This is a genomic window from Pseudomonas sp. VE 267-6A (assembly GCF_024126555.1).
GTDB lineage: Bacteria > Pseudomonadota > Gammaproteobacteria > Pseudomonadales > Pseudomonadaceae > Aquipseudomonas > Aquipseudomonas palmensis.
This window is the reverse complement of record NZ_JAMYBY010000020.1, coordinates 14,435-38,486: the sequence shown is the minus strand read 5'-3', so window position 1 is coordinate 38,486 and position 24,052 is coordinate 14,435. Positions and strand designations below refer to the sequence as shown.

The window sequence follows — 24,052 nt, the reverse complement described above, 5'->3', positions numbered from 1 at the left end:
TCCTACAGGCCGTGCAGGAGCCGGCCTTGCCGGCGAAGCAGGCGCCTCAGAACTGCGGCGTGTACTTGACGCTGAACATCATGTTGCGCGGCTCGCCGTAGTTGTTGTTGCCGCCGAGCTGGTTGTAGCCCGAGGCAATGTAGTGTTTGTCGAACAGGTTGTTGGCGTTGACTGCCACGCTCACCTCTGGCGTCAGCTGATAGGCCAGGCGTGCATTCCACACCGTGTAACCGGGCACATCAAACGTGCTCTCGTAACCCAGTGTGTGGCTCTGGCTGCTGAAGCCCAGGCCCGCGCTTACGCGGCTCCAGTCGCCCGGCAAACGGTAGTCGCTCCATACCCGCAGCATGTGCTTGGGGGTCCACTGGTTGAAGACCTTGCCTTCGTTCTCCGGGTCCTTGATGTACGTGGTGGTGGTGTAGGTGTACCCGGCGAACAGCTGCAGGTCGGGCATCACTTCGCCACTGATTTCGGCTTCGAAACCCTGGCTGCGCACCTTGCCGGACGCTTTCGAGCAATCGCCGGAGCCACATTGCGCAGAAGCGTCGGTGATCGCTCGGTTGTTCTGGTCGTAGCGGAACACGGCGAACGAGGTGTTGACCCGGCCATCCATCAGTTCGCCCTTGAGGCCCACTTCGTAGTTGCTGCCGACAATCGGCTTCAGCACCGATTGTGCGGCATCGAGTTCGCTCTGCGGCTGGAACACGTCGGTGTAGCTGGCGTAGGCCGCCCATTCCTGGGTCAGGTCATAGATGATGCCGGCATAGGGGGTAACCACGCCGGTTTCGGTCATGACGCTTGGGTCAGCGACCGTCACCGTGTTGCCCTGTGTGATGACTGAGGAGTAGCGGAAGTCGTACCAGCTCACGCGCGAGCCAAGCACTACGGTCAACGGCTCGGCCAGCTTGACCCGCCAACTGCCGTACAGGCCTTTCTGGCGCACGTCATATTCGCTTGCGGTGGCTCGGCCGCCGTCACGCATCAGGCTGTCGTAGCTGGGTTTGGGGCGGTCGTGGTCGATATCGAAGATATTGCCGCCGTTGATGAAGGTGCGCGCGAACACATCGTCGGTCTTGAGCTGGGAATAGTTGCCACCCAGGATGAGTTCCTGTTGCAGCCCCAGCGTCTCGAAATGGCCGTTGACGTAGGCGTCCAGACCCACCTTGGTCGAGTCGAAGTCGGTGTACCAGTTGGCATACTGGACACCACTGCCGTCAGGATTCAGCCCTTGGCCGGTGGTTTGCACCCGCTGGTGCAGCGAGTCGTTGCTCTCGCTCATGTACACGGCGGCGGCATGCACCTTCCAGTCGTCGTTGAAGCGGTGGTCGAGGTCGGCAAACACCGTGGTCACGTCGATTTCGGAGTGGTTCCAGCGCGCGCCGGTATAGGTCGAGCGCGGCACGTCCACAGGGCGTCCGTCGGCATAGCGCGGCAGGCCACGCAGCATGGGCCGCGAGGTGTTGTCCGAGTAGCTCACGCCCACACCCACGGTGGTGTCCGGGCTCAGGTCGAAATCCAGCGCGCCGTACAGCGAGTGGGTCTTGCTCCACTCGTAGTCGATGAACGACTGGCTCTGGTCTTCGTCGGCGACGAAGCGCCCGCGGATCGTGCCCTGCTGGTTCAGCGGGCCGCCAGCGTCCAGTTGCAGGCCGTAGTGGTCCCAGGAGCCGGCCTTGCCGGTGACGGTCACGGTGGGTTTGTCCTGCCCGCGCTTGCGCACCAGGTTGATCGCGCCGCCCGGGCTGCCGGTGCCCTGCAGCAGGCCCGAGGCACCGCGCAGGAACTCGATGCGGTCGAAGAAGATCAGGTCCTGGGTCGCCCAGTTGCCCAGCGAGTAGGTGTTGCGCGGAATCGGTACGCCGTCGTACTGCCAGTCGTCGATCTGAAAGCCGCGCGACATCAGGATCATGCCCTTGCCCACGCCTTGCTGGCCGACCAGGCCGGTGGTCTGGTTGGCGGCGTCCTTGAGGTTGGTCAGGCCCTGGTCGTCCATCTGCTTGCGGGTCATGACGCTGACCGACTGGGGGATTTCCTTGAGCGTGTGTTCGCCCTTGCCGATGGTGGTGACCCGCGCTGCGTAGGAGTTCGAGCCTTCGGTGGTGGCCAGGTTGCGCACCTCGGTGATGCTGGTGGCGCCCAGCTCCAGTGCGCCGTCGGCACTCACACCTTGCACCACGCTGAAGTGGCCGCTGCCGGTCACCAGCAGTTGCAGCCCGCTGCCGGCGAGTGCGGCCTGCAGGGCCTGCTCGGCGCTCATCTGCCCACGGACGGTCGGGGCCTGTTTGCCCTGCACCAGGGCCGGGTCGAGGGAGATGATCTGGCCGCTCTGGCTGGCGATGGCATTGAGCGTGGCGGCGAGCGGGCCGGCCGGCAGGTTGAACGCAAGTGCCTGCTGCTGGGCAGACACGGCGCAGCTCAGGGTGGCCAGGGCAACGGCGACGGGGAGGGCGCGGGACCAAGGGTTGAGCACGGAATTCTCCTGATTGTGTGTGCAGTCAGGAGATAGGTGGGATGAGAAATGAAAACCGGACACAAATGCGATTGTTTTTCATAAAAACTTTTCAGAGGGTTCTCGGGCTCAGCTTTTCGGGCCGATCAGGGTCAACCACGGGCCGTAGTGTCGTACCTCGATCGGCAGTGTTTCGGCCAGCGCACCGAAGCTGCGCTGCGGATCGTTGAGCGGGAACACCCCTTGCACGCGCAGGTTGCGCACCTGCGGCGCGACCCGCACGAAGCCGCGGGTGTAGGGGCGCAGCGCGTCGACCACTGCATCCAGCGGGTCATCCAGTACATTCAGGTGCCCGTTCAGCCAGTCGGCGCGGTGACGCTCGTCACGGCCCAGACGCTCGATGCGCTGGGCGTGCAGCAGGGCGGCCTGGCCTTCCTGCAGGTCCAGTTCGCTGCCATCGTGCAGGCGTGCGCGAACCGCATGCTGCAGCACCACCACGCGGGTGGCGTCGGGCTGCTGGCTGACCAGAAAGCGCGTGCCCAGCGCGCGGATTTCGCCCTGGGCGGTGCGCACGCGCAGGGGGCGCTGCGGGTCGGGTGCCACTTCAATCACCAGTTCGCCCTGGCGCAGCAGCACCAGGCGCTGGTGGGCATCGAATTGAAGGTCGACGGCAGTGCTAGCGTTCAGGCTCAGCTGGCTGCCGTCTTCCAGTTCCAGGGTGCGCCGCTCGCCGGTACCGGTGTGCAGGTCGGCCATCAGCGTGGTGCCGACCTCGCTGCGCGCCGCCAGCCACAACCCGCCGCCCAGCAGGCCCAGCCCGCCGATGGCGCGCAGCACATCGCGCCGGGAGGTGCCGGGCTGCATCAGCACGCGCCGGGCTTCGCCGGCCTGGCCGGGCAGGCGCTGGTCCAGCGCCCGCACGGTGCCGAACGCGCCACCCAGGCGCTCCTGCAGCCGGCCCCAGGCCTGGGCATGGGCCGGGTCGCTGTTGAGCCAGGTATCGAAACGGGCGTGCAGGCGGGTGTCGTTGCGGTCGGCGCTCAGGCGCACCATCCAGTCGATGGCCTGCTCCGCGGCCGGGTCGAGGCGGGCCTTGCTCATGGTGCCATCTCGGCCAGGTAGCACTGGCGCAGGGCCTGTTTCATGTAGCGGCTGACGGTGCGTTCCGACAGCGCGAGCTTGCGCCCGATCTCCACATAGCTCAGGCCATCGAGCTGGCTGTAGAGGAAGGCTGCCTTGACCACCGCGGGCAGGCCGGTGAGCGCTCGGTCGATGGCCACCAGCGCTTCGACCAGCAGCAGTTGTTCCTCCGGGGAGGGCGCTACCTGCTCGGGCAGGCTCGACAGGCGTTCCAGGTAGGCATTTTCGAGTTGGCGGCGGCGGTGACGATCGAAGATCAGCCGGCGTGCGATGGTCGACAGAAAGGCCCGCGGTTGCTGGATGCTGTCCGGATCAACCCGCGCCACCAGCAATTGGCAGAACGCCTCGGCAGCCGTGTCTTCGGCGTCGGCGCGGTTGCGCAGGCGCTTCTGGATGTGTTGCAGCAGCCAGCGGTGGTGGTCGCTGAAGAAGAAGCCGAGCTTGGAGGAAGGCGTGTGCACCGGGAACGACTCGACAGTGAATGTGAATAGTTCTCAATACTACAGTGTCGCAATGCCTGTGTGTAGCCTGGGCGGGGGTGCAATCGCGCGCGGGTTGCGCCAAGGCGCGTTGCCGGCTCTGCCGGCAACGCGCCCCAGGCATGGCCGTCAGGCGGCGGCCTGGGCTTGCAGCACCAGTTGCCCGTCGACCTCGACAACCAGCCCGCTGGCGACGAACAGTGGCACCAGGCGTTTGTGCAGCTGTGGCTCGACGAAGGCCTTGATGGCGTCCAGGTCCAGGTTGCCGCTGACATCCAGTTCGGCCTTGGTGTAGGACAGCCAGGCTTTTTTCAGGACCATCAGCACATCGCTGGCGGTGGTGGTGGCGAAGCGGCGATGGGTGACCTGGCCCTGGAAGTCGAAGGTATGGGCGAAGGCGTAGCCGCTCTCGTCGCCCTTGTTTTCCAGGCAGCGGCTGCATGCGCAGGCGCCGTCGGCGAATGCGGCGCGCAGGTAGGTGTTGAAGTCCACCACGGGTTTGAGGCCCAGGCGCTTGTCGACTTCGAACAGGTCCCCGGTCATGTTCGCATCAGCGTTCAACGTCATTTCCTCACAGTCATCCAGTTGGGTTTGCAGGGCGGCACAATACCAGCCTGGGCTGCCAGTGGGTACTTGCGCAGGGATGTCGCGGGTTCAGCTAAGCACTACGACGCCTGGCCCACTCATCCACCACATCCCCCATCGTCCGCGCCGTACCATCGACTATCCATGCCATCAACGGCCGGTCGAACCTGAAATCCTCGCCACACTGCTCACGCATGAACCGCCGCACGTTCTGCGTGTTGCGGTAATCCTCGCCCACCGGTGTATCCCGGGTAATCACCCCGCCATGCCAGTCAAAAGCCATACCGTGTCTCCTTGCGTCGTTTGAGGGTTTCACTGGGCAACTCCTTGAACAGCGCCTGATAACTGCTGGAAAACCGCCCCAGGTGCCAGAACGACCAGCGCATCGCCACTTCCGCCACGGTGTGGCCGCGCGCGGTCAGCAGCTCGCGGTGCGCGCCATTGAGGCGGCGCAGGCGCAGCCAGTGGCTGGGCGTGATGCCGGTGTACGCCTTGAACGCATGCTGCAACTGACGCACCGAACTGCCGGCCACCTGCGCCAGTTGCACCAGGTTCAATGACTCCTCCGGCGAATCCGCCGCCCATTCGCTGACCTTGCGCATGATGGTGCGCTCCTCGGTGCGCCGCCACAGCTCGCCGCGGTCCAGGCACACCGAGGCGGTGTCGAGAATGTACAGACAATCGTCCAGCAACTGCCTGGCCAGCACCTGCTGGCACGGCGCGTCCTCGCTCTGCGAGAGGCGCGTCAGGGTACTGCTCAGCCAGCCGCTGAACAAGGCATTGCGCTGGGAATTGAGCGGTGCCATGAACAGACCTTCGAGCGCCGCAACGTCCACGCCGTGCTCACGCACGAACGCAGGGCCGAACACGACGGCCACTTCCTGGTAGTTCTCGGGGGTGATCCAGATGTTGCGGCTTTCGCCATTGAGCACGTACAGGCTGTTGTCACTGCGGTCGAAGCAGAACGACAGCGAACCGCCGGGGGCGCTGAAGCTCTGCTCCACCCGGGTGTTCATGCGCTCTTCGTACACCTCCACGCCCTGCAGGTCGAGGCAGCGCACCATGCCGGCAAAGTGCCCGGGTGACATCTGCTGGTAGTGCTGTGCCCAGCCTGGCGTGGCGCGTACCTGTTCGGCCACATCGGCACTGGTGAAGGCCTGTACCCGCAAGGGCGACGGGGTTGTCATGAGAACCTCTGAATGCACTGCTTTGGTGCATTTTCTTCTGCTCAAAGTGGATAGATGCAGCCGCAGCTGCGGCACCAAGATAGACCTCAACGCGGCGCAGGGGAAGCCAGGCCTTGCCCGCCCGCGCCACACACACACCCTTGCGCATGCCCTGCATCACGACAACGAGGTTCTCATGAATACCCCCTTCGATCAGCTGTCCACCTGGCTGAAAGAACACAAGATCACTGAAGTGGAATGCGTGGTCACCGACCTGACCGGTATCGCCCGCGGCAAGATCGCCCCCACCAACAAGTTCCTGCATGAGCGAGGCATGCGCCTGCCGGAAAGTGTGCTGCTGCAGACCGTGACCGGCGACTTCGTCGAGGACGAGATCTACTACGACCTGCTCGACCCGGCCGACATCGACATGCTCTGCCGCCCCGACTCGACGGCCATCTACCCGGTACCCTGGGCGCTGGAGCCCACCGCGATCGTGATCCACGACACCTTCGACAAGCAGGGCAACCCCATCGAGCTGTCGCCGCGCAACGTGCTCAAGAAAGTTCTCAAACTGTACGCCGACAAGGGCTGGCAACCGATCGTGGCACCGGAGATGGAGTTCTACCTGACCCAGCGCTGCGAAGACCCGGACCTGCCGTTGCAGGCGCCACTGGGCCGTTCGGGCCGCGCCGAAAGTGGCCGCCAGTCGTTCTCCATCGATGCCGCCAACGAGTTCGACCCGCTGTTCGAGGACGTCTACGACTGGTGCGAGGCCCAGGGCCTGGACCTGGACACGCTGATTCACGAAGACGGCCCGGCGCAGATGGAAATCAACTTCCGCCACGGCGACGCCCTGGACCTGGCCGACCAGATCACCGTGTTCAAGCGCACCATGCGCGAGGCCGCACTCAAGCACAACGTCACCGCCACCTTCATGGCCAAGCCGGTGGGCGACGAGCCGGGCAGCGCCATGCACCTGCACCAGAGCGTGGTCGACAGCGCCACCGGCAAGCCGATCTTCGTCAATGACGACGGCAGCATGAGCGAGCTGTTCCTGCAGCACATCGGCGGCCTGCAGAAGTACATCCCCAAGGTGTTGCCGATGTTCGCGCCCAACGTCAACTCGTTCCGTCGCTTTCTGCCCGACACCTCGGCGCCGGTGAACGTGGAGTGGGGCGAAGAGAACCGCACCGTGGGCCTGCGCGTGCCCACCTCCAGCCCCGAGTCGATGCGCGTTGAGAACCGCCTGCCCGGCGCCGATGCCAACCCGTACCTGGCGATTGCCGCCAGCCTGCTGTGCGGCTACCTGGGCATGGTCGAGGGCATCGCGCCCAGCGCCCCGGTGCAGGGGCGTGCGTATGAACGGCGCAACCTGCGCCTGCCGATCACCATCGAGGACGCGTTGGCGCACATGGAAGACTGCCCGACCATCGAACGCTACCTGGGCAGCAAGTTCGTGCGTGGCTACGTGGCGGTCAAGCGCGCCGAGCACGAGAACTTCAAGCGCGTGATCAGTTCGTGGGAGCGCGAGTTCCTGCTGCTGAGCGTGTGATGCGCTGACCTGCCGATCATCGATAAAACAATCAGAAGAGGTGTCGATATGCGTCTGTTGAAATCCGTGTTGCCGGTGGCCCTGGGGTTGCTGTGGGGGGCCGCCGCACAGGCCCAGCCGAGCGTCAGCGTGTACAACTGGACCGATTACATCGGCCCCACCACTCTGGCCGACTTTCAGGGGGCGACCGGGATCAAGGTGATCTACGACGTGTTCGACTCCAACGAAACCCTGGAGGGCAAGCTGCTGGCGGGGCGCACCGGCTACGACGTGGTGGTGCCGTCCAACCACTTCCTGGCGCGCCAGATCAAGGCCGGGGCGTTTCTGGAGCTGGACCGCTCGCAACTGCCCAACTGGAAGAACCTCGACCCGGTGCTGCTCAGGAAACTGGAGGACAACGACCCCGGCAACCGCCACTCGGTGCCCTACCTGTGGGGCACCAATGGCATCGGCTACAACGTCGACAAGGTCAAGCAGGTGCTGGGCATCGACCATATCGATTCGTGGGCGGTGCTGTTCGAGCCCGAGAACCTGAAAAAGCTCAGCCAGTGCGGCGTGTCGTTCATGGATTCGGCCGACGAGCTGTTCCCGGCAGTGCTCAACTACATGGGCCTGGACCCGCGCAGCGAAAACCCGCAGGACTACAAGAAGGCCGAGGCCAAGCTGCTGGCGCTGCGCCCGTACATCACCTACTTCCATTCCTCCAAGTACGTCACGGACCTGGCCAACGGCGACATCTGCATCGCCTTCGGTTACTCCGGCGACGTGTTCCAGGCGGCCAACCGCGCCAGGGAAGCCCACAACGGCGTGAACATCGCCTATTCGATTCCCAAGGAGGGCAGCAACCTGTGGTTCGACCTGCTGGCGATCCCGGCCGACGCCACCAACCCCAAGGAGGCGCACGCCTTCATCAACTACCTGATGGACCCGCAGGTGATCGCCAAGGTCAGCACCCTGGTGGGCTACGCCAACCCGACGCCGGCTTCGCGCCAGTACATGGCCGCCGACCTGGTCGACAACCCCGAGGTGTATCCGCCCCAGGCGGTGCTCGACAAACTGTACATCTCCAGCACCCCCACGCCGGCCATCATGCGCTTGATGACCCGCTCGTGGAGCAAAGTGAAATCGAACAAATGAACAACGTGAATGGCAATGCGCAACACGCCCGTTCGTACTACGCAGCGACGGCCAGACGCCAGGCCGACTACCCGACGCTGGAGCAGGACCTGATCGCCGATGTGTGCGTGATCGGCGGTGGCTTCACGGGGGTCAACACCGCCATCGAACTGGTTCGCCGCGGGCTTTCGGTGGTGTTGCTGGAGGGGCGGCGCATCGGCTGGGGTGCCAGCGGGCGCAACGGCGGGCAACTGATTCGCGGCATCGGCCACGAGGTGTCGGGGTTTGCCCGCTACGTGGGGCAGGAAGGGGTGGCCTACCTGCAACGCGCCGGCATCGAGTCGGTGGAGGTGGTGGGCCGCCGGGTGCAGGAGGACGGCATCGACTGCGACCTGCGCTGGGGCTTCTGCGAGCTGGCCAATACCCCGGCGCAGTACGCAGCGTTCCAGGCTGAACAGCAGAGCCTGGAGGCGCTGGGCTATAGGCACCAGACCCGACTCTACGGGCCGCAGCAGATGCACGAGGTGGTGGCCTCGAAGGTGTATGCCGGCGGGCTGCTGGACATGGGCTCCGGCCATCTGCACCCGCTCGACCTGGTGCAGGGCGAGGCGCGCCTGGCGGCGTCGCTGGGGGTGCAGGTGTTCGAGCACAGCACGGTGCTCGAACTGGTGCATGGCCCCACCGTGCAGGTGCGCTGCGCGCGCGGCAGCGTGCGGGCCGGCAGCCTGGTGCTGGCGTGCAATGCGCACCTGGACGACCTGGAGCCACGCCTGAGCGGCAAGGTGCTGCCGGCCGGCAGCTACATCATCACCACCGAGCCGCTGTCGGCACCGCGCGCCGCCGGGCTGATCCCGCAGAACCTGGCGCTGTGCGACCAGAAGGTCGGCCTGGACTACTACCGCCTTACTGCCGACCGGCGCCTGCTGTTCGGCGGGGCCTGCCATTATTCCGGGCGCGACCCGGCGGATATCGCCGGCTACATGCTGCCCAAGCTGCTCAAGGTGTTCCCGCAACTGGCGGATGTGCGCATCGACTTTCAATGGGGCGGCAAGATCGGCATTACCGCCAATCGCTTCCCGCAGGTGGGACGCCTGCAGCAGCACCCCAACGTGTTCTACGCCCAGGGCTATTCGGGGCACGGGGTGAACGTCACCCACTGGACGGCGAAGCTGCTGGCCGAGGCGATCCACGCCGGGCATAGCCAGGGCCTGGATATCTTCAGCAAGGTGCCGCACATGACCTTCCCCGGCGGCCCGGCCCTGCGCTCGCCACTGCTGGCGCTGGGCATGTTGTGGTACCGCCTGCGCGAGCTGCTGGGGTAGGGCGGCGCAAATCGCCGGTTGCAGCTACTGTGCATCTATCAGAGGCTCACAAGAAGGCTCGGTCATGCGCTCATTCGCTGCAGTTTGCTGTCTTGCCGTGTGGTTGATCGCTGTTCTGCCGGGCTCTGCCGCCGCGGCGCCGCCTGCGGCGGTAGCCGAAGACAAGGCCCAGGTGCTGGAGCAGAAGGCTGCCGAACAGGGGCGCGAGGCCAGCGTACCCAGCGACCAGGCCATCACCCGCAGCGAAGTGCAGGCGGTCGACCCCAAGGGCGAGGCCGCGCTGGATGACGCGATCACCTGCCTGGCGCGCACCCTCTACTGGGAGGCCAAGGGCGGTGAGGCGGCGGACATGCAGGGTGTGGCCAGCGTGGTGATGAACCGGCTGGGGCACGAAGGGTTTCCGGGCACCGTGTGCGAGGTGGTCAAGCAGGGCATCAAGGAGCGTACATGCCAGTTCTCGTGGTGGTGCGACGGGCGCTCGGACGATGTGGAAGAGCCGGTGCAGTACACCGTGGCCAAGGAAATCGCGCGCAAGGCGCTGAATCAGCAACTGACCGACAGCACCGATGGTGCGATGTACTTTCATGACCGCCATGTGCATCCCGCGTGGGCCAGGACGTACTTGAAGACCGCCGAAACTCCCAGGTTCCTGTTCTACAAGCCGCGTGCGGGGGAGGCCCGTTGAAGGGGCGACGCGGTTACGAGCAGCCCGGGTAGGTGGTGCATTGGCGCCCGTCCATCTCGAAGGTGCTGAAGGTCTGCTGGCGGTAGCTGCAGGAGGCTTCGCCAACCCACTTCCATTGTGAAGCGCAGGGCTTCATGCCATCGCCGACCGGTGACCAGTTCTCGGGGTAAAGCGGCCACTCCTTGTCGATGAGGCGGTACACGAAGCGCAGGTCGGTCTTGTTCAGCTGGGTGTAGGCGACGTTGGCGACCGGGCCGGGGTGCCTGGAGGTCCGCTCCAGGGGTTGCCACTGGCTGTCGGCGGCGAGGCAGTCGATGTCCCTGGCCAGCACGTGGCGCTCATGCCCGGGCACGATGTGGTAGGCCGTGCCGCACAGGCGGCGCACAACCAGCTCGGGGTCTGCGTCGCGTACCGGCCCAGTGCCGTCGGGCAGTGCCGGCAATACCTCGACCCCCGCCAGGCTGTACCGCCCGCTGGGGGACTTGATGCTCACCGTGATGTTGTCCAGTTGCTGGGTGCAACTGCCGATGGTGTAGGTCAGCGGGATCCTGAACGTGACGGTGCGCGCGTCGGGGTGCGCATCGGCCTGGTCGGTGCGGTACTGGTTGGGGCGCGAGCGCATGCCGCCGGTGGCGGGGGAGGCCACGGTGCAGCGGTACGGGTCGAGCGGGGCGTAGCTGGCGTTATAGGTGACGCCGTGGTTGGGCGGGAGTTCGGCGATCAGCGTGGTGCTGCTCAAGCCGTAGTGGCTGGTGGCGCCCACGACGCTTTCCTTGGCGACGAAACCGATCAGGCTGCAGGCGGGCAGCAGGGGCAGGGCCAGTAGCAGGTACAGCGGTTTCATCCGGGGCCATCCGTGGGCAAGTGCGGGAGGGGATGGTGCGCGATTGTGCGGGTGTGGGCAAGGGGCTGCACCGACCCAATCGTGGGTCAGGCCCGCTCCCACAGGATCACCGCAGTCATGTGGGAGCGGGCTTGACCCGCGATGGGGCGTTGACCGTCATGCCAGCCCCTCAGAACGACCGCACAATCCGCCCCAGCGTCTCCATCGCCTGCTCCGACTGCTCGGTCCAGGGGCTGCCGTAATTGAGGCGGATGCAGTTGCGAAACCGCCGCGTCGGCGAAAAGATCGGCCCCGGCGCAATGCTGATGCCCTGGGCCAATGCCATCTGGAACAGCTTCAGCGAGTCCATCTGCTCCGGCAGCTCCAACCACAGGAAGTACCCGCCGCTGGGGTGGCTGACCCGCGTCTGCGCCGGGAAGTGCCGGGCAATCGCCGCCAGCATGGCGTTCTGCTGCTCTTCCAGCGCATAGCGCAGGCGCCGCAGGTGGCGGTCGTAGCCACCGTGCTGCAGGTAGTCGGCAATCGCCGCCTGCGCCGGCATCGATGCACACAGCGAGGTCATCAGCTTGAGCCGCTCGATCTTCTGCGCATAGCGCCCGGCCGCCACCCAGCCGATCCGGTAGCCCGGCGCCAGGCTCTTGGAGAACGAGCCGCAATGCATCACCAGCCCTTCGGTGTCGAATGCCTTGGCCGGCTTGGGCGCCTGCTGCGCGTAGTACAGCTCGGCATACACGTCGTCTTCGATCAGCGGCACCTGGTGCACGCTCAGCAGCTCGACCAGCTGCTTCTTCTTGTCTTCCGGCATGCTCGCGCCCACCGGGTTCTGGAAGTTGGTCATGCACCACACGGCCTTGACCGGATGCCGCTCCAGCGTCTGCGCCAGCACCCCCAGGTCGATGCCTTCGCGCGGGTGCACCGGAATCTCCACCGCCTTGAGCTTGAGCCGCTCCAGAATCTGCAGGCAGGCATAGAACGCCGGTGCCTCGATGGCCACCAGGTCACCCGGCTCGGTTACCGCCTGCAGGCACAGGTTCAACGCCTCCAGCGCACCGTTGGTGATCAGCAGTTCTTCCATCGGCAGCATCAAGCCGCCGACCATGTAGCGCAGGGCGATCTGGCGGCGCAGTTGCGGGTTGCCCGGCGACAGGTCGGTGACCACCATGCGCGGGTCCATCTCGCGGCTGGCGCTGGCCAGCGAGCGCGCCAGGCGCGGCAGCGGGAACAGGTTGGGGCTGGGGAACGCCGAACCGAAGGCCACCGTCTGCGGGTCCTTGATCGAGTCGAGGATCGAGAACACCAGCTCGCTGACGTCCACCTCGGTCGATTCGCTGGCCTGCTCGATGATCTGCGGCTCGTTGAACTGGCGCGGGGCGTGGGTGTTGACGAAGTAGCCCGAGCGCGGCCGGGCCCGGATCAGCCCGCGACGCTCCAGCAGGTAGTAGGCCTGGAACACCGTGGACGGGCTGACCCCGTGGGTCTGGCTGGCGTAACGCACCGACGGCACGCGCTGGCCGGGGCCGAGTACCCCGGAGCGAATCAGTTCGGCAATGTCGTCGGCGAATTTCTCGTAGCGTTTCATCATGGCTCTGGGCGGTCTGACTCAGCGGAGTGTATGTGATCAGCGGTTCAAAGGCGCGACAAAACGGCTGCGCGCAAGGCTGCGCACGTTCGGCTGGTCGGTGTCGATGAGTTCGAAGCTGATCTCCTGGGAGCTGCTGGGCGCACGGTCGGCCAGCATCGCCACCGAGACCGGTATATCGCTCATCTCGCTGGCCGCCAGGGTGAACTCGGTCTTGCCATGCAGTTCGAAGCCCTCGGCGTCCACCAGGCGCAGGCGGTAGGTCTGCGGCTGCTGGGTCTTGTTGATGACCTTGAGGGTGTAGATGTTCTCGATCTGCCCCAGGGCGTTCTCGCGGAACAGGCCGCGGTCCTTGATCACGTCCATCGACACCATCGGGCGTTGCTGCAGGGCGATCACCAGGGCGCCGATCATCACCACCAGCACGGTCACGTAGCCCAGCAGGCGCGGACGCATCCACTGGGTGGTGCCGCCTTGCAGGGTGTGCTCGGACTTGTAGCCGATCAGCCCGCGTGGGTAGCTCATCTTGTCCATGATGCTGTCGCAGGCGTCGATGCAGGCGGCGCAGCCGATGCACTCCATCTGCAGGCCGTCGCGGATGTCGATGCCGGTGGGGCATACCTGCACGCACATGTGGCAGTCGATGCAGTCGCCCAGGCCCTGGGCCTTGTGGTTGGCGTCCTTCTTGCGCGGCCCGCGCGACTCGCCGCGCTGCGGGTCATAGGCGATGGTGAGGGTGTCCCTGTCGAACATCACGCTCTGGAACCTGGCATACGGGCACATGTGCATGCACACCGCCTCGCGCAGCCAGCCTGCGTTGATGTAGGTGGCACCGGTGAAGAACAGGATCCAGAACAGGCTGACGCCACCCAGCTGCAGGGTGAACAGCTCCTGGGTCAGTGGCCGGATGGGGGTGAAGTAGCCGACGAAGGTCAGTGCGGTCAGCAGGCTGACGCCCAGCCACAGGGTGTGCTTGGCTGCGCGGCGCGCCAGCTTGTTGGGGCCCCAGGTCGCCGCATCGAGCTTGATGCGCTGGTTGCGTTCGCCCTCGGTGACCTTTTCGCACCACATGAACACCCAGGTCCAGGTGCTTTGCGGGCAGGTGTAGCCGCACCAGACGCGCCCGGCGAACACGGTGATGGCGAACAGGCCGAAGGCGCAGATGATCAGCAGCGCCGACAGCAGGATGAAGTCCTGCGGCCAGAAGGTGGCGCCGAAGATGTGGAACTTGCTGTCGGCCAGGTCCCAGAGGACCGCCTGGCGCCCGTCCCAGTTCAGCCAGACGGTGCCGAAAAACAGCAGAAACAGAAAACCCGCGCCACCCAGGCGCAGGTTTCGGAAAAAGCCGGTGAAGCTACGGGTGTGGATGTGTCTGTCGCTGCTGGCGGCCTTCTTCTTGAACGTGGAGGGCTCGGCAATTTCAACGATCTGGACGGGAATTCGTTCGCTCATGGTTCGTCGCTCATCAGGCCTCGATCAGGCCAGAGCACTATGGCGTCCCATCTGTTTGCATAACAGGTGCAGATATCTGGATAAAAACCGTATCAGATTATCCCTTGAAACCCTGCAGCCCTTATATGATCGAGCCCTCCTCGGAGGTCTTCAAATGCCTGCGACTATCCACCGCACCTGCCACGGTGAGCGCGTCAGCCTCTGCCTCGGTGATCGGCACCCGTTGCCCGGCCAGGGTCGCGATCGACATGCGCAGGTCGGCATCGGTGATGATCTGCACCTCTGCCGCTTCACCTTCGATGTTAAAGTCGTCGGCTATCAGGGTGCAGCGCTTGGTGGTTTCGTTGATTTCAATGGGCATGGCGGTGTCCTCGAACGGGGGGCTTACAGCTGTGACCCCGTTGCCGGCCGGGTTGCTGAGCGTGGCCGATCAGCGGTCGACAGCACTCGCGCGCCAGGCTGTTGTCCATCCAGTATCCCCTTGCTGATGGACGCTGCTCATGGACGCCTGGTGGCACCAAGTCTGGTCGACACTGATTGCCGAATTCGCCGATATCACCGATGCCAAGCAACTGACGCAGGTGACGGTGCGCCTGCTGATGGCTGCGCTGCTGGGGGCGGTGCTGGGCTTCGAGCGCGAGCTCAAGGGCAAGGCGGCGGGAGTGCGCACGCACATGCTGGTGGCCATCGGTGCGGCGCTGTTCGTGCTGGTGCCGCGCATGGCCGGGGCGGACGACGCAGCGTTGAGTCGGGTGGTGCAGGGGATCGTCGCCGGCATCGGCTTTCTGGGGGCGGGCACCATACTCAAGGGCAAGGAGGACGATGCGGGTCATGTGAAGGGCCTGACCACTGCTGCGGGCCTGTGGATGACCGCCGCCATCGGCGTGGCCGCAGGCATGGGGCGCGAAGCCACTGCGCTGGTGAGCACGGTGCTGGCGTTGCTGGTGCTGGGGGTGATGCCGTGGGTGGTCGACCGCCTGGAGAAGCGCAAGCCAGAGGATGACCAGCAGAACGAGTAGGGCAGCAAGCACTGAGGGGAGCCTGGGCTCCCCTCAAATTTTGTTGCGTGTGCTCTTTTTATTATTGGAGGGTGGTCTATTGTTGTTTTTGGCGACCCTTGCCTCTTGTTGCGTTGCGATCCCCATCCGGGATCAAGAGCAAACGTATTTTTTTGAGCGCTGATCGACCTTTATCATTGCTGATCCAACCGAGACGGGCGCTACCTTGGGGTAGTTTTATTGTTCTCTGTCAGGTCGCGGGGCACGCCCCCGAAAAGCCATCCACTTCAAAAAAATCTGTTAGCTGCGCCTCTGCCGTGTTGTTCTTGTTATGTCAGAGCCGGTACGTCTTATTTTTATTGGGTTGTCGCATTTTTTATTGTTGTTGTACGAAAGATATAGCAGGTGCCGTGCCAACTTTTTAAAACCCAATAAAATCAATGGTTTGCTGGTTTTGTGGAAAAATCGTCACGGGAAATTGTGCTGATTTGTTTCCGTGTTACCCGGATTTTTCCTGTCGGGTGTGGGGGCGGTAACACTCGCCCCCCATTGACCCTGTTGCTGCGCACCGTTACCGGGCAACGCGTGCCCTGGCCACACGCGAACCGCTGGCGCGGCCCAGCACGGCACTGATGCGCTGGCCGGCGTCGATCAGCTTGTCCAGGTCGATGCCGGTCTCGATGCCCAGGCCCTGCAGCAGGTACAGCAGGTCTTCACTGGCCACGTTGCCACTGGCGCCCTTGGCATACGGGCAGCCGCCCAGGCCGGCGACCGAACTGTCGAACACGTTGATTCCCTCCAGCAGGCTGGCGTACACGTTGGCCAGCGCCTGGCCGTAGGTATCGTGGAAGTGCCCGGCCAGCTCGGCACGTGGCACCTGCGCGCCGACCACTTCGAACAGGCGGCGGGTGGCGCCCGGGGTGCCGGTGCCGATGGTGTCGCCCAGCGACACTTCATAGCAGCCCATGTCGCGCAGCTCGCGGGCGATGGGGGCGACCTGCTCGGCATCTACCTGGCCTTGATAGGGGCAGCCCAGCACGCACGAGATATAGCCGCGTACCTTCACCCCGTGTTCGCGCGCCGCCTGCATGATTGGCGCGAAGCGCTGCAGGCTTTCGCTGATCGAGCAGTTGATGTTGCGCTGCGAAAACGCCTCGGACGCGGCGGCGAACACGGCCACCTCCTTGACGCCTGCGGCCAGTGCGTCTTCGAAACCGCGCAGGTTGGGGGCCAGCGCCGCATAGGTGATGCCGGGCTGCTGGCGGATGCTGGCGAACACGTCGGCCGAACCGGCCATCTGCGGTACCCACTTGGGCGAGACGAAGCTGCCCACCTCGATATAGGACACACCGGCGTCGGTCAGGTCATCCACCAGGCGGACCTTGTCCGCCACGCTGATGGGTTGGGCTTCGTTCTGCAGGCCGTCGCGGGGGCCGACTTCGACCAGACGCACATGGGTAGGCAATGACATGGCTAGGGTTCCTGTGGGCCTCAATGGCCGTTTTTCTGATTGTTCAGGGTGGTGGCCAGCGCCTGCTGGCAGCGCTCCTCGGCGGTGTCGAGCTCCAGCTGCATCTGCTGGATGTCGAGCAGTTGCTGTTCGAGCTGGGCGCGGCGCTCGGCGATCTTCGCCAGCATGCTGTGCAGCTGTTTCTGATTGCCGCTGGTGGGGTCGTAGAGTTCGATCAGCTCGCGGCACTCGGCCAGCGAGAAACCGATGCGCTTGCCGCGCAGGATGAGCTTGAGGCTGACCTTGTCGCGGGCCGAATACACACGCTCCAGGCCACGACGTTCGGGGCTGAGCAAGCCCTGCTCCTCATAGAAGCGGATGGCCCGGGTGGTGATGTCGAGTTCGCGGGAAAGGTCGGAGATGCTGTAGGTCTGGCTGCTCATTGCATGGCTCGGGGAAGGGGGCATGCGGCTAAGCTACTGGCTGGTTGACGTATACGTCAAGCAGGCATTCGGGATGCCTGTCGCGGGTCACGCCCGCTCCCACAGCTTCAGCGCAGGTCGGGTGGGAGCGGGCTTGACCCGCGATGGCTTCAACGCAGCCCGCAGCTTATGCGCGTGCCTCCCGCTCGTCCTGCGCCACCACCGCCTGGCACAACTCGATCATCTGCTCGCGCATCCAGCGGTTGGCCGGGTCCTGGTCGGTGCTTTCATGCCAGTACAGGTGGGTTTCCAAAGGCGGCACGTCGCCCACCGGCAGGCTCACGTAGCTCAGTTGATGGCGCCGCGCGAAGCGCTCCGGCACGGTCATCACCATGTCGGTCTGCTGCAGCACCTGCGAGGCCATCAGGTAATGCTGCGAGCGCAGCGCGATCTTGCGCTTGAGCCCCTGCTTGCCGAGCGCCAGGTCCACATACCCCAGGCCGTTGCGCCGGCTGGAGATCTGGATGTGGGTCAGGCTCAGGTAATCCTCCAGGCTGATGCTGTCCCTGGCCAGCGGGTGGCCCTGGCGCATCGCGCACACGAACGGGTCTTGCATCAGCTTGACGTGACGCACCTGCGGGTCGGTGTTCAGCGGTGCATCCACGGCAAAGTCCAGGCGTCCGGCGGCCAGTTCCTTGGTGGTCTCGCGGCGCTTGCACAGAAAGCTCTCGATCACCACGTTCGGCGCCAGCCGGCGCAGGCGCTGGAACAGCGATGGCAGCACCACCGCCTCGGTAAGGTCGGTCATGCTGATGCGGAAGGTCTTGTTGGCCTGCAAGGGGTTGAAGATGCGGCTCTCCTGCACTGACACCCGCAGCAGCGACAAGGCATTGCGCACCGGGCCGATGATGTTCTGGGCCATGGGCGTGGGCACCATGCCCTGGGCCGTACGCACGAACAGCGGGTCGTTGAAGGTCTCGCGCAGCCGCGCCAGCGCATTGGACACCGCAGGCTGGGTGATGCCGACGATCTGGCCGGCACGGGTCAGGTTGGCTTCGGTGTAGATCGCATCGAAGACGATGAACAGGTTCAGATCGACCTTGCTGAGGTTCATGGATGCCGCTCTTGTTGGAGTTATGGCCCGATCATATATCGGTTATGAATGTTTATACACGCCGAGAATAGGCTAGGTGGATTTTGCCCGGTGATCTAGCATCCAAGCCAGATCTCTTAAATCACTCGCCTTTCCCAGCAGGTACCGCTCATGGATTTCGCCTATTCACCCAAGGTCCAGGCACTGCGCGAACGCGTCACCGCGTTCATGGACGCCTATGTATATCCCGCCGAGGCGGTGTTCGAACGTCAGGTTGCCGAAGGTGATCGCTGGCAGCCGACCGCGATCATGGAAGAACTCAAGGACAAGGCCAAGGCCGAGGGCCTGTGGAACCTGTTCCTGCCCGAGTCGCAGCTGGGCGCCGGCCTGACCAACCTGGAGTACGCGCCGCTGGCCGAAATCATGGGCCGCTCGCTGCTGGGGCCGGAACCGTTCAACTGCTCGGCCCCGGACACCGGCAACATGGAGGTCCTGGTGCGCTACGGCAGCGAGGCGCAGAAGCGCCAGTGGCTGGAGCCGCTGCTGCGCGGTGAGATCCGTTCGGCGTTCGCCATGACCGAGCCCGACGTGGCCTCGTCCGATGCCACCAACATGGCCGCACGGGCGGTGCGCGACGGTGACGAGTGGGTGATCAACGGCCGCAAGTGGTGGACCTCCGGCGCTTGCGACCCGCGTTGCAAGATCATGATCTTCATGGGCCTGAGCAACCCGGACGGGCCGCGTCACCAGCAGCACTCGATGATCCTGGTGCCTACCGATGCACCGGGGGTGAAGATCGTTCGCCCGCTGCCGGTGTTCGGCTACGACGATGCGCCCCATGGCCACGCCGAGGTGCTGTTCGAGAACGTGCGCGTACCGTATGACAACGTGCTGCTGGGCGAAGGGCGCGGCTTCGAGATCGCCCAGGGCCGTCTCGGGCCGGGGCGCATCCATCACTGCATGCGTTCGATCGGCATGGCCGAGCGTGCCCTTGAGCTGATGTGCAAGCGTTCGGCCGAGCGCACCGCATTCGGCAAGCCGCTGGCGCGCCTGGGTGGCAACATCGACAAGATCGCCGACTCGCGCATGGAGATCGACATGGCCCGGCTGCTGACCCTCAAGGCGGCCTACATGATGGACACCGTCGGCAACAAGGTGGCCCGCAGCGAGATCGCGCAGATCAAGGTGGTGGCACCGAACGTGGCGCTGAAGGTGATCGACCGGGCCATCCAGATTCACGGCGGGGCAGGGGTCAGTGCCGACTTCCCGCTGGCCTACATGTACGCGATGCAACGCACCCTGCGCCTGGCCGACGGGCCGGATGAAGTGCACCGCGCGGCGATCGGCAAGTACGAGATCGGCAAGTACGTGCCCCGGGAGATGCTGCGCAGCGGGCACTGAGCCCGCGTCGATGCCCTCGCGGATCGCCTGCTGACCGGGTGGGGCGGGCATGATCCGCGAGGGTATTCGACACGCTGCCCGAGGCTACTCCACCCGTTTCACCTCCTTGGCCGCCGTTCGTGTCTTGAACAGCGACAGCAGCACGCCACCGGCCAGCAGCCCGAACGTCACGCACAGCGACAGCAGCGGCGGCACCTTGCCGATCAGGCCGTGGGCGAAGATCTTGCCGCCGATGAATATCAGCACCAGCGCCAGGGCGTACTTGAGGTAAACGAAGCGGTGCACCAGCGCCGCCAGGGCGAAGTACAGCGCACGCAGGCCCAGGATGGCGAAGATGTTGGAGGTGTACACGATGAAGGGGTCCTGGGTGATCGCCAGGATGGCCGGCACGCTGTCTACCGCGAACACCAGGTCGGCCAGCTCGATCAGCACCAGGGCCAGGAACAGCGGCGTGGCGTACAGCAGTGCCCTGGGCTGGCCAGCCGGCCTGAGGCGCACGAAGAAGCGCGCCCCATGCAGGTCATCGGTCACGCGCATGTGCCGGCGCACGAACCTGATCACCGGGTTGTGTGCCAGGTCCGGGTGCGTTTCGTGGCGGGTGAACAGCATCTTGAGGCCGGTAAACAGCAAGAATGCGCCGAACAGGTACAGTATCCAGTCGAATTCCTGCACCAGCGCACTGCCCAGGCCGATCATCAGGGCGCGCAGCACCACCACGCCCAGAATGCCCCAGAACAGCACGCGGTGCTGGTAGCGGCGCGGGATGCCGAAAAAGCCGAAGATCATCGCCATGACGAACACGTTGTCCATCGACAGCGACTGCTCCACCAGCAGCCCGGTGTAGAACTCCAGCGCGCTCTGCGCACCCAGCTCCAGCCACACCCAGCCACCGAACAGCAGCCCCACGCTGAAGTAGGCTGAGTACAGCAGCAGGCTTTCGCGCATTTCGATGTCGTGCGGGCGACGGTGCAGCACGCCAAGGTCCAGGACCAGCAGAGCCACCACCAGGGTGATGAACACCAGCCACAGCCACACGGCCGTGCCCAGGAAATCGTCGAAGAGAAATAACGGCAGAGCGCTCATGAGCCCCTCCTTGTCGTCGTAGTTGTATGAAAACAACTGTGACTCCGACATGGCGGCGATCAGCCGTCAGAGGGGCCCGGTGTCACTGAGCCAAAGCCTAGCTCGCCTCTGGAAAGGGTGAGGGGGGAGGCTGTTACAAATGGTTTCCCGGGTGGGTGGGTCAGTAGACCCAGACTTCCACGCGGCGGTTGCGGATTCGGCCTTCCTCGGCGGCATTGGTCGCCACGGGCATCTGACCGCCGAGGCCCGTCACTTCGCGCAGGTTCACCCCTTCGCGCACCAGTTCGCGGCGTACCGCCATGGCCCGCAGCCGCGAGAGCAGGGCGGCGCGGTCGGGGTCGTCCTTGGCGTCGCCGAACCCCACCAGCACCACGCTGTGCTGCAGCTTCTGGTGTTCGCGCAGGTACTCCAGCACGCGCTGTACATCGCGAAGTGCCTTGTTGTCGAGGCTGGCGCTGCCTTCCTGAAAGCGGAAATTGACATTCAGGCGCCTGGCGTTGGCGATCAACTGGCGGTACTGCGCCGGCATGCCCGGCAAGGCCTGTACCTGGACCGGCCGCACCTGCTGTGCGACGAACCCGCTGCTGGCCACGATGGCCTGGCCCGCTGCGCTCTGGGCGAACTCCACCAGGGCACTGGCCAGCGGGTTGCGCTGGGCGGGCGGCAGGTACAGGTACAGTCGCCGCGACAGCGGGTAGTCTTCGCTGGCCACCAGGGCGGGGGTCGGCAGCATGGCCTGGGAGGTGCCGTCGACAATGGCCAGCACCTTGGCCCCGTGCACCGACGCCAGGCTGCTGAAACCGATGGCCTGGCGGTCGGCACTGACCTCGTCGGCCAACTGCTCGCCGGACTCGAAACGCCTGGCGTGGCTGGCCAGCGAATACTGCTGGGCGTCCAGCACCAGGGCCTTGAAGGTGTCGAAGGTGCCCGAGCGGTCATCGCGGGCGTAGAGGTGGATCGGCCCGCTGCCGGCGCCCAGTTCATCCCAGGTGGTGATGCGGCCGGCGAAGATCTGCGCCAGTTGCGTGGTGCTCAGCTGGGGCAGCGGGTTGTCCGGGTGCACGATGACGGCCACGCCATCGAGGGCGATGACCTGTTCGGCGTCGGCACTTTTCAGGTCGCCCAGCGCGTGCAGCGCCTGCTGCTCGCTGTCGTTGATCGGGCGTGAGGTGGCCGCCAGGTCGGCGTCGCCGCTTTTGAGCGCAGCAAAGCCGGTGCTCGAGCCATGGGCGGCAATGCTCACGCGCAGTGTCTGGCCCTGTGGCGAAACCCCCTGCACCCACACCTCGTTGGGCCGTGCGCCGGGCAGGGTCTGGATCGACCGGGCGCCCTGGGCCTGCAGCAGGCCGCGTACCAGCGCGGGGCCGAGCACGCTGCCCACGGTATTGGAGCCTTGCAGGCGCAGGCTGGCCGGCTCGGCGCAGCACAGCGCCGGCAGCAGGCCAAGCAGCAGACAGAAAGATCGCAACATTGCCGGGGGTGCTCTGCACTCAAGATGGTGAGCGCAGATTAAGACAGATCGATGACAGTCCAATGACTGCCATCGAGCGCATGACTCAGTTCAGTTCCAGCCAGATCGGCGCATGGTCGGAGGGTTTCTCCATGGCGCGCAACTCGTAGTCGACCCCGGCGGCCTTGATGCGCGGCAGCAGTGCTTGGGAGGTCAGGATCAGGTCGATGCGCAGCCCGCGCTTGGGCTCGTCCTCGAAGCCGCGGCTGCGGTAGTCGAACCAGCTGAAGCGGTCGGCCACTTCCGGGTGCAGATGGCGGAAGCTGTCGGTCAGGCCCCAGTTCTTCAGGCGCGCCATCCACTCGCGCTCTTCGGGCAGGAAGCTGCACTTGCCGGTCTTCAGCCAGCGCTTGGCATTGTCGGGGCCGATGCCGATGTCGCAGTCCTCGGGCGAGATGTTCACATCGCCCATCACCACCAGTGGCTGGTCGTTCTGGAATCGGGATTCGAGCAGGGCCTGCAGGTCTTCGTAGAAGCGCTGCTTGGCCGGGAACTTGGTGGGGTGGTCACGGCTTTCGCCCTGGGGGAAGTAGCCGTTCATGATGGTGATGGGGTTGCCGTGCTCGTCGGCGAAGGTGCCCCAGATGAAACGCCGCTGCGCGTCCTCTTCATCGGTGCTGAAGCCCTTGACCAGGCTCAGCGGCGCCTGGCGCGACAGCAGGGCGACACCGTAGTGGCCCTTCTGCCCGTGAAAATGCACGTGGTAGCCCAGCGCCTGCACCTCGGCCAGCGGGAACTGCTCGTCGGACACCTTGGTTTCCTGCAGGCCGATCACGTCCGGCTGGTGCTTTTCGATCAGCGCGGCCAGTTGATGGGGGCGGGCGCGCAGGCCATTGATGTTGAACGAGACGATCTTCATGGGGGGCGCAATCCTGAGCAAATCGGGAATGCTAGCCGATGGCGCCCGGCGTGTCAGCACGCGTGGCGTCCTGGCCTATAGTCAAAGGGAACGTTGGCCAGCGCGCACTACTCAGAAAGAGGCATTGAAGCCCACCAGGAGAGTCACCATGTCCGATACCCCTGCCGTACCGGCCGAAGTTCGTCAGCTCGACAGCGGCTACAGCCGTGAGGCGCGCTCGCTGCTGTACCAGGCCTACCGGCATGAGCCGACCTTCCGCTACCTGTTCGAGGCCGATCGCCCCGGCTACGACCATCGCGTGCGCGCCACGGTACGCGAGCTGGTGCGTCAGCATTTCTTTCAGGACCTGCCGGCGCTGGGCCTGCTGGTGCAGGACCGGCTGATCGGCATCGCCCTGATCGCCCCGCCGCAGCGGCGCCTGGGCATCACCGAGAGCTGGGCGTGGCGCCTGCGCATGCTGCTGAGCGCCGGCCTGCGCTGTACCCGGCGCTACCTGGACTACCAGGCCGCGGTCATGGCCTGTGTGCCGGGCGACGCGGTGCATGTGCTGCCGCTCCTGGGCATTCACCCGCAGTTCCAGGGCCATCACTATGGCGAACAGTTGCTGCTGGCGCTGCATGACTGGTGCGCCGAGGACGAACAGTCCGAAGGGGTGGTACTGAATACCGGCAATGACCACTACCTCGAGTTCTACAAGCGACAGGGCTACCTGGAAATCGGTGAAATTGCTGTAGGACCAATCCGCGAGCATGTGTTTTTTCATCCCAATCCCCAGCGTTTGCGCCAGGCACAGGCCTGAAGGGGTGGTGTATCAGACCGTCGGCGAGCTGCGGGCAACCGCCAAGCTCTGGTAGCATCCGCGCC

23 protein-coding genes are annotated in these 24,052 nt (G+C 65.0%); 7 read left to right on the top strand and 16 right to left on the bottom strand.

Annotated features, from left to right (window positions below; genetic code table 11):
• Positions 1-46 precede the first annotated feature (46 nt).
• The 6 genes from NJH59_RS21305 to NJH59_RS21280 all read right to left on the bottom strand — a co-directional run bounded on the left by NJH59_RS21305 (position 47) and on the right by NJH59_RS21280 (position 5,840).
• Positions 47-2,470, bottom strand: a complete 2,424-nt coding sequence (locus tag NJH59_RS21305) for a TonB-dependent siderophore receptor (RefSeq protein WP_253087274.1) — start codon at positions 2,468-2,470, stop codon at positions 47-49.
• Positions 2,471-2,578: 108 nt separating this feature from the next.
• Positions 2,579-3,550: a FecR domain-containing protein gene (locus NJH59_RS21300; RefSeq protein WP_054915125.1), complete on the bottom strand. Its 972-nt coding sequence runs from the start codon at positions 3,548-3,550 to the stop codon at positions 2,579-2,581.
• Positions 3,547-4,050, bottom strand: a complete 504-nt coding sequence (locus tag NJH59_RS21295) for a sigma-70 family RNA polymerase sigma factor (protein WP_043860903.1) — start codon at positions 4,048-4,050, stop codon at positions 3,547-3,549. Before NJH59_RS21295 ends, NJH59_RS21300 begins: the two co-directional genes overlap by 4 nt.
• 147 nt (positions 4,051-4,197) lie before the next feature.
• Positions 4,198-4,629: a hypothetical protein gene (locus NJH59_RS21290; RefSeq protein ID WP_173925090.1), complete on the bottom strand. Its 432-nt coding sequence runs from the start codon at positions 4,627-4,629 to the stop codon at positions 4,198-4,200.
• Between the two features lie 97 nt (positions 4,630-4,726).
• Positions 4,727-4,936 carry a DUF6434 domain-containing protein gene (locus tag NJH59_RS21285; RefSeq protein WP_043860901.1) on the bottom strand — a complete coding sequence of 70 codons (210 nt, stop codon included), beginning with the start codon at positions 4,934-4,936 and terminating at the stop codon, positions 4,727-4,729.
• Entirely contained in the window at positions 4,926-5,840 is a 915-nt protein-coding gene (locus NJH59_RS21280) for a helix-turn-helix domain-containing protein (protein WP_088515170.1), read from the bottom strand. The genes NJH59_RS21285 and NJH59_RS21280 overlap by 11 nt, the downstream gene beginning before the upstream one ends.
• A gap of 175 nt (positions 5,841-6,015) precedes the next feature.
• On the opposite strand from NJH59_RS21280, the gene NJH59_RS21275 reads away from it, so the two are divergent.
• From NJH59_RS21275 to NJH59_RS21260, 4 genes are all read left to right on the top strand, one after another.
• Entirely contained in the window at positions 6,016-7,374 is a 1,359-nt protein-coding gene (locus tag NJH59_RS21275) for a glutamine synthetase family protein (RefSeq protein WP_043860899.1), read from the top strand.
• A gap of 48 nt (positions 7,375-7,422) precedes the next feature.
• A complete protein-coding gene (locus NJH59_RS21270; RefSeq protein WP_043860898.1) occupies positions 7,423-8,511 on the top strand; it encodes a polyamine ABC transporter substrate-binding protein in 1,089 nt (362 codons plus the stop codon).
• Positions 8,508-9,812 carry an FAD-binding oxidoreductase gene (locus NJH59_RS21265; protein ID WP_253087273.1) on the top strand — a complete coding sequence of 435 codons (1,305 nt, stop codon included), beginning with the start codon at positions 8,508-8,510 and terminating at the stop codon, positions 9,810-9,812. The genes NJH59_RS21270 and NJH59_RS21265 overlap by 4 nt, the downstream gene beginning before the upstream one ends.
• Before the next feature lie 64 nt (positions 9,813-9,876).
• The gene (locus tag NJH59_RS21260) at positions 9,877-10,497 is read left to right on the top strand and encodes a cell wall hydrolase (protein ID WP_058541232.1); all 621 of its coding nucleotides are present in this window, start codon (positions 9,877-9,879) and stop codon (positions 10,495-10,497) included.
• A 13-nt stretch (positions 10,498-10,510) separates the two neighbouring features.
• Here the strand turns inward: NJH59_RS21260 and NJH59_RS21255 are convergent, their stop codons facing one another.
• The 4 genes from NJH59_RS21255 to NJH59_RS21240 all read right to left on the bottom strand — a co-directional run bounded on the left by NJH59_RS21255 (position 10,511) and on the right by NJH59_RS21240 (position 14,733).
• Entirely contained in the window at positions 10,511-11,341 is an 831-nt protein-coding gene (locus NJH59_RS21255; protein WP_116054825.1) for a hypothetical protein, read from the bottom strand.
• Positions 11,342-11,510: 169 nt separating this feature from the next.
• The gene (gene mapR / locus NJH59_RS21250) at positions 11,511-12,920 is read right to left on the bottom strand and encodes a GntR family transcriptional regulator MpaR (RefSeq protein ID WP_043860894.1); all 1,410 of its coding nucleotides are present in this window, start codon (positions 12,918-12,920) and stop codon (positions 11,511-11,513) included.
• Positions 12,921-12,959: 39 nt separating this feature from the next.
• Positions 12,960-14,372, bottom strand: coding sequence for a cytochrome c oxidase accessory protein CcoG (gene ccoG / locus NJH59_RS21245; RefSeq protein WP_253087272.1), 1,413 nt, complete (start codon positions 14,370-14,372; stop codon positions 12,960-12,962).
• Positions 14,373-14,493: 121 nt separating this feature from the next.
• Complete coding sequence (locus NJH59_RS21240; protein ID WP_210013941.1) at positions 14,494-14,733, bottom strand: DUF3203 family protein; 240 nt, start codon at positions 14,731-14,733, stop codon at positions 14,494-14,496.
• 139 nt (positions 14,734-14,872) lie between these two features.
• Here NJH59_RS21240 and NJH59_RS21235 point away from each other — a divergent pair, with 139 nt between their 5' ends.
• On the top strand, positions 14,873-15,391 hold the full coding sequence (locus NJH59_RS21235; protein ID WP_043860891.1) for an MgtC/SapB family protein: 519 nt from the start codon (positions 14,873-14,875) through the stop codon (positions 15,389-15,391).
• Positions 15,392-15,941: 550 nt separating this feature from the next.
• Here the strand turns inward: NJH59_RS21235 and NJH59_RS21230 are convergent.
• The 3 genes from NJH59_RS21230 to NJH59_RS21220 form a co-directional block, all read right to left on the bottom strand.
• Positions 15,942-16,841, bottom strand: coding sequence for a hydroxymethylglutaryl-CoA lyase (locus tag NJH59_RS21230; RefSeq protein ID WP_253087271.1), 900 nt, complete (start codon positions 16,839-16,841; stop codon positions 15,942-15,944).
• Between the two features lie 20 nt (positions 16,842-16,861).
• Complete coding sequence (locus NJH59_RS21225; protein ID WP_043860889.1) at positions 16,862-17,263, bottom strand: MerR family DNA-binding transcriptional regulator; 402 nt, start codon at positions 17,261-17,263, stop codon at positions 16,862-16,864.
• A gap of 166 nt (positions 17,264-17,429) precedes the next feature.
• Complete coding sequence (locus NJH59_RS21220) at positions 17,430-18,356, bottom strand: LysR family transcriptional regulator (RefSeq protein ID WP_058541227.1); 927 nt, start codon at positions 18,354-18,356, stop codon at positions 17,430-17,432.
• Positions 18,357-18,506: 150 nt separating this feature from the next.
• Here NJH59_RS21220 and NJH59_RS21215 point away from each other — a divergent pair, with 150 nt between their 5' ends.
• A complete protein-coding gene (locus NJH59_RS21215; RefSeq protein ID WP_043860887.1) occupies positions 18,507-19,736 on the top strand; it encodes an acyl-CoA dehydrogenase in 1,230 nt (409 codons plus the stop codon).
• Between the two features lie 84 nt (positions 19,737-19,820).
• Here the strand turns inward: NJH59_RS21215 and NJH59_RS21210 are convergent, their stop codons facing one another.
• From NJH59_RS21210 to xthA, 3 genes are all read right to left on the bottom strand, one after another.
• Complete coding sequence (locus tag NJH59_RS21210; RefSeq protein ID WP_229589335.1) at positions 19,821-20,819, bottom strand: TerC family protein; 999 nt, start codon at positions 20,817-20,819, stop codon at positions 19,821-19,823.
• A gap of 160 nt (positions 20,820-20,979) precedes the next feature.
• On the bottom strand, positions 20,980-22,290 hold the full coding sequence (locus tag NJH59_RS21205) for a substrate-binding domain-containing protein (protein WP_104572630.1): 1,311 nt from the start codon (positions 22,288-22,290) through the stop codon (positions 20,980-20,982).
• A gap of 85 nt (positions 22,291-22,375) precedes the next feature.
• On the bottom strand, positions 22,376-23,188 hold the full coding sequence (gene xthA, locus NJH59_RS21200) for an exodeoxyribonuclease III (protein WP_043860884.1): 813 nt from the start codon (positions 23,186-23,188) through the stop codon (positions 22,376-22,378).
• Between the two features lie 148 nt (positions 23,189-23,336).
• Here xthA and NJH59_RS21195 point away from each other — a divergent pair, with 148 nt between their 5' ends.
• Positions 23,337-23,987 carry an N-acetyltransferase gene (locus NJH59_RS21195; RefSeq protein ID WP_043860883.1) on the top strand — a complete coding sequence of 217 codons (651 nt, stop codon included), beginning with the start codon at positions 23,337-23,339 and terminating at the stop codon, positions 23,985-23,987.
• Positions 23,988-24,052 lie beyond the last annotated feature (65 nt).

Coding starts and splice junctions, on each gene's coding strand:
- NJH59_RS21300 (WP_054915125.1), bottom strand. CDS start 3,550: ATGAGCAAGGCCCGCCTCGACCCGGCCGCGGAGCAGGCCATCGACTGG.
- NJH59_RS21285 (WP_043860901.1), bottom strand. CDS start 4,936: ATGGCTTTTGACTGGCATGGCGGGGTGATTACCCGGGATACACCGGTG.
- NJH59_RS21280 (WP_088515170.1), bottom strand. CDS start 5,840: ATGACAACCCCGTCGCCCTTGCGGGTACAGGCCTTCACCAGTGCCGAT.
- NJH59_RS21275 (WP_043860899.1), top strand. CDS start 6,016: ATGAATACCCCCTTCGATCAGCTGTCCACCTGGCTGAAAGAACACAAG.
- NJH59_RS21270 (WP_043860898.1), top strand. CDS start 7,423: ATGCGTCTGTTGAAATCCGTGTTGCCGGTGGCCCTGGGGTTGCTGTGG.
- NJH59_RS21265 (WP_253087273.1), top strand. CDS start 8,508: ATGAACAACGTGAATGGCAATGCGCAACACGCCCGTTCGTACTACGCA.
- NJH59_RS21260 (WP_058541232.1), top strand. CDS start 9,877: ATGCGCTCATTCGCTGCAGTTTGCTGTCTTGCCGTGTGGTTGATCGCT.
- NJH59_RS21255 (WP_116054825.1), bottom strand. CDS start 11,341: ATGAAACCGCTGTACCTGCTACTGGCCCTGCCCCTGCTGCCCGCCTGC.
- mapR (WP_043860894.1), bottom strand. CDS start 12,920: ATGAAACGCTACGAGAAATTCGCCGACGACATTGCCGAACTGATTCGC.
- ccoG (WP_253087272.1), bottom strand. CDS start 14,372: ATGAGCGAACGAATTCCCGTCCAGATCGTTGAAATTGCCGAGCCCTCC.
- NJH59_RS21240 (WP_210013941.1), bottom strand. CDS start 14,733: ATGCCCATTGAAATCAACGAAACCACCAAGCGCTGCACCCTGATAGCC.
- NJH59_RS21235 (WP_043860891.1), top strand. CDS start 14,873: ATGGACGCCTGGTGGCACCAAGTCTGGTCGACACTGATTGCCGAATTC.
- NJH59_RS21230 (WP_253087271.1), bottom strand. CDS start 16,841: ATGTCATTGCCTACCCATGTGCGTCTGGTCGAAGTCGGCCCCCGCGAC.
- NJH59_RS21225 (WP_043860889.1), bottom strand. CDS start 17,263: ATGAGCAGCCAGACCTACAGCATCTCCGACCTTTCCCGCGAACTCGAC.
- NJH59_RS21220 (WP_058541227.1), bottom strand. CDS start 18,356: ATGAACCTCAGCAAGGTCGATCTGAACCTGTTCATCGTCTTCGATGCG.
- NJH59_RS21215 (WP_043860887.1), top strand. CDS start 18,507: ATGGATTTCGCCTATTCACCCAAGGTCCAGGCACTGCGCGAACGCGTC.
- NJH59_RS21210 (WP_229589335.1), bottom strand. CDS start 20,819: ATGAGCGCTCTGCCGTTATTTCTCTTCGACGATTTCCTGGGCACGGCC.
- NJH59_RS21205 (WP_104572630.1), bottom strand. CDS start 22,290: ATGTTGCGATCTTTCTGTCTGCTGCTTGGCCTGCTGCCGGCGCTGTGC.
- xthA (WP_043860884.1), bottom strand. CDS start 23,188: ATGAAGATCGTCTCGTTCAACATCAATGGCCTGCGCGCCCGCCCCCAT.
- NJH59_RS21195 (WP_043860883.1), top strand. CDS start 23,337: ATGTCCGATACCCCTGCCGTACCGGCCGAAGTTCGTCAGCTCGACAGC.